Origin of the sequence: Leptospira bandrabouensis (assembly GCF_004770905.1) — a bacterium.
GTDB lineage: Bacteria > Spirochaetota > Leptospiria > Leptospirales > Leptospiraceae > Leptospira_A > Leptospira_A bandrabouensis.
On the sequence record NZ_RQHT01000014.1, the window covers coordinates 1297176 to 1309250 of the forward strand.

13 protein-coding genes are annotated in these 12075 nt (G+C 36.8%); 3 read left to right on the forward strand and 10 right to left on the reverse strand.

All coding sequences use genetic code 11. The features are described 5' to 3' along the window. Positions 1-13 precede the first annotated feature (13 nt). On the forward strand, positions 14-706 hold the full coding sequence (locus EHR07_RS13385) for a hypothetical protein (RefSeq protein WP_135745527.1): 693 nt from the start codon (positions 14-16) through the stop codon (positions 704-706). Between the two features lie 190 nt (positions 707-896). On the opposite strand, the gene EHR07_RS13390 is transcribed toward EHR07_RS13385, so the two are convergent. From EHR07_RS13390 to EHR07_RS13410, 5 genes are read right to left on the reverse strand one after another with little or no spacing between them, the layout of a single operon-like run. Next, entirely contained in the window at positions 897-1679 is a 783-nt protein-coding gene (locus tag EHR07_RS13390; protein ID WP_135745528.1) for a hypothetical protein, read from the reverse strand. Between the two features lie 27 nt (positions 1680-1706). Beyond that, positions 1707-2297: an LOG family protein gene (locus EHR07_RS13395; RefSeq protein WP_135745529.1), complete on the reverse strand. Its 591-nt coding sequence runs from the start codon at positions 2295-2297 to the stop codon at positions 1707-1709. Positions 2298-2330: 33 nt separating this feature from the next. After that, positions 2331-3167 (reverse strand): DUF4846 domain-containing protein, encoded by an 837-nt coding sequence (locus EHR07_RS13400; RefSeq protein WP_135745530.1) that lies wholly within the window; start codon positions 3165-3167, stop codon positions 2331-2333. A 15-nt stretch (positions 3168-3182) separates the two neighbouring features. After that, entirely contained in the window at positions 3183-4205 is a 1023-nt protein-coding gene (locus EHR07_RS13405) for a zinc-dependent alcohol dehydrogenase (protein WP_135745531.1), read from the reverse strand. A gap of 57 nt (positions 4206-4262) precedes the next feature. After that, positions 4263-5090, reverse strand: a complete 828-nt coding sequence (locus EHR07_RS13410; protein WP_135745532.1) for a hypothetical protein — start codon at positions 5088-5090, stop codon at positions 4263-4265. An 87-nt stretch (positions 5091-5177) separates the two neighbouring features. On the opposite strand from EHR07_RS13410, the gene EHR07_RS13415 reads away from it, so the two are divergent. Beyond that, positions 5178-6818, forward strand: coding sequence for an ankyrin repeat domain-containing protein (locus EHR07_RS13415; RefSeq protein WP_135745533.1), 1641 nt, complete (start codon positions 5178-5180; stop codon positions 6816-6818). Here EHR07_RS13415 and EHR07_RS13420 read toward each other — a convergent pair. Both EHR07_RS13420 and EHR07_RS13425 read right to left on the reverse strand, forming a co-directional pair. Further along, a complete protein-coding gene (locus EHR07_RS13420; protein WP_135745534.1) occupies positions 6815-7252 on the reverse strand; it encodes an ABA4-like family protein in 438 nt (145 codons plus the stop codon). The genes EHR07_RS13415 and EHR07_RS13420 overlap by 4 nt on opposite strands. Next, positions 7249-8121: a hypothetical protein gene (locus tag EHR07_RS13425; RefSeq protein WP_338127412.1), complete on the reverse strand. Its 873-nt coding sequence runs from the start codon at positions 8119-8121 to the stop codon at positions 7249-7251. Before EHR07_RS13425 ends, EHR07_RS13420 begins: the two co-directional genes overlap by 4 nt. A gap of 121 nt (positions 8122-8242) precedes the next feature. On the opposite strand from EHR07_RS13425, the gene EHR07_RS13430 reads away from it, so the two are divergent. After that, a complete protein-coding gene (locus tag EHR07_RS13430; protein ID WP_135745535.1) occupies positions 8243-8914 on the forward strand; it encodes a TetR/AcrR family transcriptional regulator in 672 nt (223 codons plus the stop codon). Here EHR07_RS13430 and EHR07_RS13435 read toward each other — a convergent pair. Genes EHR07_RS13435 through EHR07_RS13445 form a run of 3 tightly spaced genes read right to left on the reverse strand, consistent with a single transcriptional unit; the run spans position 8889 to position 11961 of the window. Beyond that, the gene (locus EHR07_RS13435) at positions 8889-9473 is read right to left on the reverse strand and encodes a DUF6272 family protein (protein ID WP_135745536.1); all 585 of its coding nucleotides are present in this window, start codon (positions 9471-9473) and stop codon (positions 8889-8891) included. The genes EHR07_RS13430 and EHR07_RS13435 overlap by 26 nt on opposite strands. 31 nt (positions 9474-9504) lie before the next feature. After that, a complete protein-coding gene (locus EHR07_RS13440; protein WP_135745537.1) occupies positions 9505-10440 on the reverse strand; it encodes an adenylate/guanylate cyclase domain-containing protein in 936 nt (311 codons plus the stop codon). 9 nt (positions 10441-10449) lie between these two features. After that, positions 10450-11961 carry a PP2C family protein-serine/threonine phosphatase gene (locus tag EHR07_RS13445; protein ID WP_135745538.1) on the reverse strand — a complete coding sequence of 504 codons (1512 nt, stop codon included), beginning with the start codon at positions 11959-11961 and terminating at the stop codon, positions 10450-10452. Positions 11962-12075: the final 114 nt, after the last annotated feature.

The following is a 12075-nucleotide window of genomic DNA, read 5'->3' on the forward strand; positions in this document are numbered from 1 at the left end:
CTTGAAGGTCGTCATGATTTCCAATTTCGATCATTTCCTTCTCTATGCTTCGGAACCAGAAAAAACATTTCAGTTTTTAAAAAACCGATTTCAATTAAACATTCTGATACCCCTAACAAATTTTGGACCCTTCCAGAGTGGGATGTTTGTCTTCCAAAATGGAATTTTAGAAATTCTTTGGTATGAAAACAAATCTAACGAAGAGAAAACGAATTTTCCCATCAATCAATTTGTAGGTTTTGCATTACAATCCGATTTAGATTTAACTAAAACCAAACGAGAGTTAGAAAATTTAGAATTCACTGTTTCTAATGTTATGGAGCAAAAAGTTTTTAATGCAAAGAGCGAAGAGGTAGTGATCTCGGAAATTGTAATGTTGGATCGTTTTTTGGGAGATTTCCAAACTTTCTTTATTGAATATAAAACTGATGATTTACGAAAAAAATTCGAAGAACTATCTAAAACATCGCTGTGGGAAATGGAATCGTTTGTTTTAGAGACGGCAAACCCAGAAGAAACGAGAAATGGTTTTTTAAGTTTGGGTTTTAAACATGAGATAGACAATTGTGTTTTTGATTCGAACGGGATCAAAGTCAAAATCCAAAAAACGTTGTCGCAAAATGGAATTTCTTCTTTTGTGATCCAATCCAAAGAAGAGAAGGTCGATATTTTACAGGTGTTAAAGGAGGCTAATGGATACAGATGATATTGTGTTTGCCTCATTTTTGCATTAAAGTTAAAAAACCTTTAACCTGGTTTCGATTACCTTTGCCCTATACAGAATATACCCCCGCGCCAGCGATTGGAGCGGAAAGCGCGGTCACTTTCAGAAAAAACAGAGAAACACCAAACTTATGTGAGGCGCCCAAATTTCTTGTTCGATTTGGAAAGATAATTTAATCTGTTAGATCAACTTCTTCGAATGCTTCTGTTTGGTGGCGAAACATCCAAAGTTTATCCCCTGAATAAAAATTAATAAAACTATCTCGCATTTCGAATTGGCCGATGCCTCGAAGTAATAAGTTTTCTTCAAATTGAGTTTCTGATGGTAAATCAATTACAATCATGCGACGTGTTGTGGTAATGGCCACTTTGTCATAAAGATTGGCAAACGAACGAATGATTTCCTGTTCAAGGCTGATGGTTTCCCAATGGTTGGTATAACTATTATATAAATATAATTTTCGATCGCTCATAACTAATGCTGCTTTGTGACCCATAGCGATCTGGTATCGTTCTTCACCAAAATGATGTCCTTTTTCCCATTCAGTGCTTGAGTTACTAACACCTAACAAATTTTTTTGTGTGACTAATATACAAAGGTCTCCATAACATTGGGAGTGCCAAATTTGTTCACCGCGTGTAGAGTAGGAAATTTCTTGACCATCAGATAAAAATGCCTTAAAGGAATGATGGCCTTTGACAAAGTTGATTGTAGTTTTGATGTATGGATAGGCAGTGCGGTCAGTTACGTGACTTTCAAAAGTTGTAACTTGGTGGTGAACTTCTGGTGGAGCATTTAGAATTCGGTTGGCCTCGGGAGTCAATTGGCGTAGTGGATTAAGACGAGTTTCCTGGTATCCTTGTCGATCGTTACTTGGATTTGCTAAAATACCCAAGTTGTTAAAAATCGATGAAATTAGGATAAGAATTAGAAAACCATTTAACAGATTACGCATATTGCATTTCCTATTGGTAATAGAATCTTAGATTGTATCTTTGGACAACCATTTCTCCGTCTTAGACGGTGAATAGTTTTGAAGAGTGGGAAGAAGGTCTTTGGAATTTTCAAGGACTTGCACTAGGGCCGCATTTTCCTTTTTTAAAAAACCAGATTCCACCATGGTTCGGAACATTTGGACCAGTGGATTGTAAAATCCATTCCAATTCAATAAAACAACGGGTTTATAATGTAAACCTAACTGAGACCAGGTGATGATTTCAAAAAACTCTTCCATAGTTCCAAATCCACCCGGTAACACAATGAATGCATCAGATAAGTCGAACATAACTCTTTTTCTTTCATGCATGGTTTCGACAAGGATTAGTTTGCCGAGCCCACTATGTTCAATTTCTTTTTTCTTTAAGAATGTAGGAAGTACACCTGTAACTGAACCGTTTTTTGATAAACAACCGTTTGCCACTGCTCCCATTAAACCCACACTGGCTCCTCCATACACCAAACCAATTTGTTCTGACGCTAGAGATTCGCCTAATTCGTATGCGGCGGTCATAAAGTTGGGATCAAATCCGGGTGCGGAACCGCAGTAGACTGCAATGTTTTTAATTTGAATCATTTCGTAATTTGGTTATCAAAAGAAATTGATTCTTCAATTTGTAAATTCATATATTTCTTTTGTTGGAAATTCCCATTCGGGAGTGGGGAAGGTTTCGTCTTTAGGAACTTCAAACCAAGGAGAGTATTTGCTTTCTGATTTTAGAATGTGCATTTCTTGAGAAGGCATATAACTTTGTGCTAAAAGAAAAAGTGTCTGCCCGCCTTTTCCTGTTACTTTATCCACCACTAAAACTGCGTGGCCTGGGGAACCTGCTTCGATCCAAATATCACCTGGTTTTAATTCGCCAATTGATTTTTTCTTTAATTCGGATTTTAAGGAAATAGTTCCGGCATATATGTAAATAAATTTTAAATATTCTTCGAATACATCACGGCCTTTGCCTTGTGTAAACTTTCCTTTTTTCCAATGGGTTTGGTTTCCATTCACTTGCACTCTTTCGCCTTTGATAAATCTAGAGAATTTTACATTCATACCATTGCTGATTTTAAAATGGATCTTATTATATTGTTTTAGCGAATAGAAATATTCAGCTCTTAGTTTTATAATTGCATCAGCACATTGGATCAGGTCGACTTTTAGGAGTGGAAAATCCAAAACGGCAACATGGACTTGGTTCGTTTTCAATTTTCCATTGTAGAGAGAGACAACACTTCCTTTTGGTTTTAATGGAAAGTTTTGTAAGTATGCCGCAAAACTATTATTAACATAAGTTTCTCTTTTGAATTCATTGGGAGGTGGAAAACGTTCTTGGATTGATTCGGCAAATAGGTTTTGGAACACAAAAAAAATAGAAAATAAAACAATCCAGACTATCAATCTACAATTCGTAATTTGATATTGATTAAAGATAAGGGAGAAAAATTTCATATTGAATGGACTTCTTTATTTTGTAATCACTAGTTTAATGGATTCTTCTAACCAAGCTTCTTTGGCATCATGGAAAGAAGCAGTCTTTGTGACTATCTTTTCTGGCGTAAATGTCCCAGATAGAATGTAAGGATAAAGTGCCTCCATCGAATCTTTAGATTCCACACGCCCCAAATGAATTTCAACACCTTGGTTGTACATTTCTAAATAAGGTATTTCCCATTGGTTGGTCCAAAAGATAGAAGCGGAACTAAAAATAGCGTTTCGACCCAGAGAACGAACGGCAAAATCCCAACCTTGTTTGTTAGCCGAAGCATCACAAACTAAATCATATTTTTTTGTAGGTTTAGGGAATTGTGAAAAATGTTCCACAGGGATTCCTAACGACGAAGCTAAATCAATTTTTGTAATATCAGTATCAACATACAATACTTCGGCTTTTTTTGTTTGGTGGAGAAATAAAGCTGTATAAAGTCCAATACTTCCCGCATTCCCGCCCACGACCAAAACCTTTGGATCAATTTTTTGATTTAAAAATCTTCCGGCAAGTTTCCAGACTTCCGCAATATTATCACTGAAACTTGCAATTCCTACTGGATCTATTTTTTTGTCTATCTCGAATAGCATTTGTTTGGCGAATGGAATTTTGATTTCATCGGAGATTGCACCACCAAAAGAATGGACCCCTGGTGGCATTCCATAACCTGATGTATAAGGAACTGATTCGCAAGAATTAGTATGATGGTTTAAGCAAGACGGGCAAGATCCGCAGGAAATTTGGAATGGAACTGCGACTGTCGTTCCAACAGAGAATACATTTGCTAAGTCTTCCGAGACCGATTTGATTTTACCAACAAACTCGTGACCAATTGGGAATGGAGCGCGAAAGAGAGTTTCTCCCCGAAGGATGGGCAAATCCAAATCACATCTTGCGATGGAGATAGGTTCCACTATGGTTTGGTTTTCTCCTGTGATGGTAAGTGGTTCTATTTCCTCCCACTCTAAAATTCCTTTTTTGCGAAACACCAAGCGTTGCATTAAATACCTCCCGTATACCGATTGGTCTATTTTATAAGGTTCCTTTAAATCCTACAACTAGAATTGTTGGAACCAATTGGGTATCTGTGGTAGTTCGGATTCTTTCCAAGTCCAATCTCCGAGAACCGTCACAATGGGCTCTATAGAATCCAAGGCGAGTCCTAAGCCGCGACCTAAATCTTCTCGATTTGTTGGACGGTATGGTGTTTCGAATTGTGATTGAAAAGCCTCCTTTTCATGTTCCCAAGCATAAGAAAGGAAAAAATCCATAAACTTTTGATCAGAAATTTCATAACGACTTTTTAATGTTAGAAGTTCAGGATTATTTGTTTTTTTCATTGTACGTTGGAGGACTATCGATATCCCTCGAACACTCTTGGAGAAAAATGTTCCTGCTCTGATGATCTTTCTTTTTTTGGGATTTTCCAAGGCCCAAAGATCTGCTTTGTACTTAGCAATACCCATAGACCCATAAAAAGACAAAGTATGACTTAGCCAATAAAACGCTGAATAGGCGATGGTAAGCTCCGGTTTTATCGACTCTTCTAAATCGAGAAGGGGATATAAACAGATTCCTAAAGTTTCTTCAATTTGTTTGGGAGAACTTTCAATGATAGGAAATCCAACTTCCCCGAGTGCTGGTGTATAAATGATGGCTTTAAAATTGGGCGAAATGTTATGATTTTGAAGGTCCTCTTGAATTTTTTTGGAAAGGCTGGATGTAGCTATTTTACCGAAAAGTGTAAGATCTGCATTCGACACGGGTTCGTTTGTTGTAGTTGTTGTTATGATATAGGCAGAAGGATCCTTCGCTTTTAGGCAGGTAATGGCACTTTGTCCAGCTTCCCCAGATCCACCGATGACCAAATATTGACTTTGTTTCATGAAATCCTACCTGAATCGTTAGAAGAATTTTAATTTTCGATTGATCCGTCAAAACTCTCCTGTTTTATTTATCGGAACAAGCGAAATATGAAAACGATTTTATCCTGCTCTAATTGTTTTAGTGGTCACTCTATTTCTACTTTCAAGGTGGAAGGAAAAAAGGGAAAGTATCGCTGTAAAAAATGTGGTTCCTGGAACCATTTTGATTATCGAAAAAAAACTGAACAAACTTCTTCCGACTCACTTGTGTTATTTGATCTTCATTTTGAAGACCAAATCCCTGAACACAAACTCCAAGGACAAATTTTCGGACATTATACTACAGATTTTATCTCCGATTGGTCCAATGAAGAGCTTGTATTTTTAAAAGATGAAGATGGTACGGAAAACGATTTACGTATTTCTATCACAGGTTTGCCAGAAATTGTTAAATTAAAAAATTTTCTCTTTGATGTAACTACCGAGTCTCCTTCAAAAAATTTAAAAATCATCATCAATCAAAATGTAAACGTTTCACCAGTTCGACTTTCGGTCACGGTTGATATATTAGATGATCGTAATGTATTTGGAAAATTGTATTTGGCCATTGCTGATGAGTGGAACACATTATTACATGGAAGTTTTACAGCTACACGCATTTATCAAATTAAATTTGACGAACATGGAGATTCTGACAAAAAACTTCCCGAATTTATTCCAAACGAATTATCTGCAAAAATATATGCTTTGTCGGGCAATATATTAGCGTTACAGGAAGTTTTTTTACTCTTAGATCAAAAAATAAAAGATGAACTTTTAACGCTTGTTATGTACCATTGGCCTGAGGACCAATCTACTATTTCAGAAATACATTTCAAAGAGGGGAATCTCTTGGTTGTGTTTCAACTGACACAAAAAAAATTAAATGAAACGTTGATTTTCCTTTTCTCTAATCAGGTAGTCCCTAACCAAAAACACTGGCAACTTTTCCATGAAGTTGTCTGTCATACTGATTCGGAGCCTTTATTTATTCCCCTACTAAAACATAAATTTCCTGATCAATATAAAACCCATTTAGGTGATAATCTAGAATCTACCAACGAGGACAAAACTTTAGATTGGTTGGAAGCGGATGATGTTTATCTTTTGGATTCCTTTGTTCGCACAGTTGGATCTCTCGATTATGTTGTCAATGATCCAATTCGAAATCCACTAGGGTTTTCTCTTTTACAAGAATGTTTTGTTCGAGCAAAATATAAATCTTGTATGAGACTTTTGGAACGAGGTGCAGATCCAAACCAACTCGATGCAAATGGAGAAACTGCGATATTTAAACTCTGCCAAGATAGTACACTTCCTTTGCAACAAAAAACAACTTTAATGGATGAACTCATCCGTAGGGGTGCTAAAGTTAATCTTCAATCGGTGAATGGAATGACTCCACTTCATTGGTGTTCTGTTTTTGGGGAACCTAGTATGGCTAAAAGATTAATCCAGGCTGGAATCGATATTCATACAGCAGATAATCATGGTAGTACAGCACTACATGAAGCTTGTAAGTTTGGAAATTCAGCAGTCCTTGCATTACTTTTGGAATCGGGTGCTAAATCGAATGGCAAAACATTAGATGAGAAAACCGGCAGAGACCTTGCCTTTGAAAATTTGGAAATTTCAGAACTAGAAGGTGATGAAGAGAAAAAGAACCGATGTAAACGAGTTCTTTCTCTTCTTGATGTTTATGGTGGTTAGGTGGTGTTTCCCTTTTTAGCCAACTTGCGATTCATAAATCTTAAAATCAAATACAAGAGCCAACCTGCAGGGCCAAAGTAAAATGTTAAGGCCAAAATGGGAACTAAGATCCACCGGTTGATTTTTTCTTTGATGGCATCTTCTGTTTCCCAAGTTCCTATAAACATGTCAAACGCTAAGTAATGGATCCAACCTGCGAGTAAAAAGTAATCATTGGCAAATAATAATCTCACCGATTCTAAACTAGAGAAGTTTCCTTCAGTCTGACCATTTCCAATGATAATGGAAATTACATACACCCCACCGAGTAAAAGACCTGAAACAAATACTCTTAACAGACGAATCACCCTAACTTGATTGGGTGAAAAAATTAATACTAACCAAGCAAATACGGTAATTGCATTGGCAATTTTAAATATTAAGGAAGGGTTCATATAGTTACCTCTTTTCGAAAATCTTTTGGTAAGGAAATGAGTTTAAACAGACAAATCGCAATGAGTAGGAATAAGATTCCGTAAACACTTGTATAAAAAGGATTGAAATGAAAAATAGACTCTCCGTTTAAGGTTTGAATTACCATAAATAGATTGATTAAGAAAAATAAAACTCCCAAAATTCGAACCATTGTTTGGTTTAAAATAGAATCTGGTTGATTCATTAGATAGGCAGCTAAAAAAACAAATACCTGCATTACGTGCATTCCAAAAAAATGGGGAACTCTCATATCTCCTAGTTTAGTACTCCAGCCGAAGAATAAAATTCCAACTCCAGGATCTCCACTTCCAAATTGATGGGAACCACTCATAACAAAGATACCTTGTTTCATGGCTTCAAGTTGGTCGGGACGTGGTGAAGTCATAAAAAATCCAATGATCATTCCAAATCCAGCGATGACCATTCCCCAAACCAGACTTTCTTTAACAGACCTAACGATAGATTCTTTTCGAAAGATGGAATAACCCATCCAAAGATGAAAGGCCCAAAAAATAGAGATACTGGTTCCCATAACAGAATAAATAATTTGGTTCCAGGTATTGGTTACATTGAAATGACTCATCTCTCCGCGGCCTGCTTGTAAGGTGATAAGAACAATTTCAATCAGAGATGTGATGGTTAAAGCGATTTGGATCCGAGATTTGAATTTCCAATCCTGCAGAAATTTTACCATTACCCAAACGGTAGTCATTGAATACAATCCCACGGATAAAGTAAATTTTAAGGGTTTGATCCAGACATTGGCCCCCAAAAGGGTTCTTGTGTCTAGAAATAAGAGAGGAAGGATGGTTACTGTGAGTACTGCCATAACCATCCCGTTCCAAAAAAGTGGTTGTTTTCTGTAGTCATCAAATTTCATAATGTAGACAGTGTAAATATCAATGTATACTCTGTCAACATTAAAGTATACACCGTAAACATTTTTTAATATGAAACCAGCCAAAAAAAAACAATCTCAGCCAAAGCCAACTTCTTCCAGTTCCTCCAAATCGAGTGCTTATCACCACGGTAATCTCCGGGAGGAGGTTCTAGAACATTCAAAAAAGGTTTTGGAACGGGAAGGTGTTTCTTCCCTAAGCCTTCGAGACATTGCGACCGACCTAGGTGTGAGTCATACCGCCCCTTACCGACATTTTCCCAAAAAAATGGATTTGCTCCAAGCCCTTGTGACAGAAGGATTTCGAGAACTAAGTGAAGGTATGAAAAGAGCCTGGGAATATTCAGAAGATCCGTTGGAAAAAATAAAGATGGCCGGCATAGAATATATTTTTCTTTTACTGAAAAATCCAAGAAGAACAGAACTTATGTTTGGTGGAGAAATTTATGTTTCTGGAGATCCTATATCTGATGAGTTGAGTGAATGGGGAAAGGCCGCTTATTTGGGAATGTTTGAAATTGTGGAATTTGGTCAAAAACAACTGAAGTTAAAAAATTCTATTCCTACGGATACTTTAATGATGAGTTTTTGGAGTGGGGTCCATGGTTTTGCTGTTCTAAATGAAAGAAAGTGGAAACAAATCAAATCCAAAGACGAGGAAGAACGATTTAGGAAGGAAGTAAATCAGATTTTAGATATTATGATCGAGGGAACCCGTTTGTAAAGTAGATGACCCTGCTGGTAATCATTGTATATTCTCCTTCCGATTCCAGAGAAACTTCCATTTCAACAGGGTAATCTTTTAAAACCATAATCAATCCAATACCAGAATGATGAGAATCATTTTCGTTGGATTCGAGTTTATCGATATACAAACTTTCCAAGTCTTTTGCCGAAAAAATTTCTTTTAAACTGGCTTCATAAGCCAATACATTTGTATCATTTGTTTTATTGCGTACCAACATTTCGAATGTACTTCCGCGGTGGATTAATGATATATCGATATCTGCTTTTTTTTCATAAGAATATTTTGCAGCATTTTCCAGAAGTTCGTTAAACACTGTAGAGATGGAATTAACTATTTCCGAATTCTTCATATCCATTGATTCGGTTGGAACATTAGGTAAAAAAGAAAAACCATAAAAGTAGCCAATAAAATCAGATAGGATACCGATTCGGCGCCAATAACGCATTAAATCCAATGGTTTTAAATGGATTTGAATTATGGAATCTGGTTCTTCGTTGATGAGATTTGCAGATTTAAAATTGCCGTATTTTCGCATAGTCGTAGTTCAACTAAGGAATTTAGACTATTTATCTCAAAGCCGCAAGCGCTTTTTCTAATGCATATTGCATTAATCTTCGTTCTTCGGGGTTAGTGCTCAGTTTATCAAAATGTAATGGTTTGAGAAGGAAACCATCTGCATCGAATTTTAGAAATGGGTTTTCTTTTTTTTCTTGATCGTTTTTTAAACCGATCACTTGAAAGGTTTCAATTGGTGTATGAACCCCTTTCACTACGATTTCACCTTTTGCTTTTGTATCAATGAACTCGTCTATGAGTGATTTGGTGGCATTGGAAATAAGGATTTCCCCAGCATCTGAGGCATTTTCTAACCGTGATGCTACATTGACAGGACCACCGATGATGGTGTAGTCCATCCTTTCATTGGTTCCAAAATTTCCTACAGTCACATAGCCAGTATTAATTCCAATACGGCAAGTTAGGTTATGGTTAATTCCAGATTGTCTCCAATATTCCGCTAATGCTGGTAAACTGTCCCGCATTTCAATGGCCATTTTTACGCAGTTTAATGCATGGACTTTGTCGTTGTCAAAAGATGGGGCGCCAAAAAAAATCATAATGGCATCCCCGATAAATTTGTCTATGGTTCCACCATATTTGATGGCAATACTTGACATCACATCCAAATATTTATTCAAACAGTCCGAAAGAATTTCTGGCTCTATCGAGTCGGTGATGGTTGTGAATCCAACAATGTCTGAAAAGAAGATTGTAAGTTTTCTTCTTTGGTGAGAAATGGAAGTTTCCACTTCAGAACCAGTAATCATTTCATAGAGTTGTGGTGATAAATAACGGCGCATGCGATCCAAATACATTTGGATCTTTTTGTTGTTTTCTAAAAGTTCGTTTTCGATCTCTGTCGAATGATCAATGATGTTTTGGTAAAGTACTTCCAACTCTGCATACTTGGCTCGTTCTTCCTCCAAAATTGATTCATTGTCCATGATATACCTTTATCCTCTTTTTCTCATGATCATAATCGTGATATCGTCATAAACATCCATACCATCGATAAAAACATAAATATCTTTAAAAATTGCATCTAAAATTGCATCAGTGGAGCCGAGTTCTGCATGACGTTCTAATGACTCAATTAACCGATTAGAACCAAACTGTTCCCTTTTGGGGTTTTCTGCTTCAGTGGCACCATCAGTATACAAAAGAATAATGTCTTTAGCTTGGAGTGGAATAGGTTTTTCATGTATGAATTCATCGATAGATTCTGTTAAACCAACTAACATACCGTTGTCGACTGTATCAATAATTTCGGTTTTTTTCGAAGCATGTCGATATACCATAATGGTTTCGTGTTGCCCCGCAGTAGTAAACACTCCATTTTTATACGAGAATAATGATAAAGTAAGATTACGAATATCGTTCATTCTGACATGAATATTCGAAAATAAAATGGAGTTGATGGAACGAAGTGATTCGCGAAGAGAAATCACTTTGGAGCGTAAGGTTGTGATAAAGGCAGACTGTGTCATTAACATCACAACACCGGATGCAAGACCGTGGTCTGTTACGTCACCAATTCCGATATAAACGGTTCCATCTTCGTGGTGTACTACATCGTAATAATCTCCACCCACTTCATTGGCAGAATCCATTCGGGCAGAAATTTCAAGTTCCTGGATTTCTTTTAATTCTTCATTACGGGGTAATACCATCGCTTGGATTTGTCTTGCAACATCCAATTCCATTCCCAGTCGCATATTCTCTTCTAGGATGGCTTGTTTTTCTGTATTAAAAATTAAGTCTGCTTGTTCTTGAGTGGTTCTTGAAGTATTTAGGATAGCATATAAAATCAAACCACCTGTAACAACCATATACAGAAGGATGAGAAAAATTCCCATAGGAACAGCACTGACTAAGAAGAAAGAGCTGTTTGTCTCTAAGAAGTCTGGTTTGAGATACTGAGACAAATCCATGAGCTTTGCGTTCAAATCATTCATGTCTGGGTAGAAGTAGATTGTTAAGGAAGCATACTCTACTAACAAGACAATGACGGCAAAAATGATAGTCTTAGTATTATTACGTATCGAAGCAAGGGCAATGAGAATGAAGAAAACATAAATCATTGGAGCCGCATACACAAGGCTCGGGTTTTTTTGGGAGTATGCCGTATACCCTGTAACAAATGTCAGTAGGGTGATTTCTAAAAAGGAAGACAGAAATTTAAAGATGTTGAGATACTTTCCCGATTTCTTTAAAGAGTATAGAACAACAAAATTATAACATAGAAGTACTAAGATTGCGGAAATTTGGTAATAGAACTCAACGGGTGGCCGTCCAGATAGTAGACCAAGAGTTGCAAAGATAACCAAAAACCCCAGGAAGAAAAATCGGAACTTTGTCGCAAAGGTTTCGGCCCGGAATTCTCCCTGGTAAGCAATCTCTTTTAGCTGTTTCTTGTAATAGTCCGAAAGGACGAATCGATTTTCGTTGGAAGGAGATTGCGGCATAGAGTAAAGGTTTCTTTCTTTATATTTCGTTCAGGAGAATGCGGAAAATTAGCTTATAACGTCATACATTTTGCATAAATTGCAAATGATTTTTCATTTTTTTGAGGGAGACGA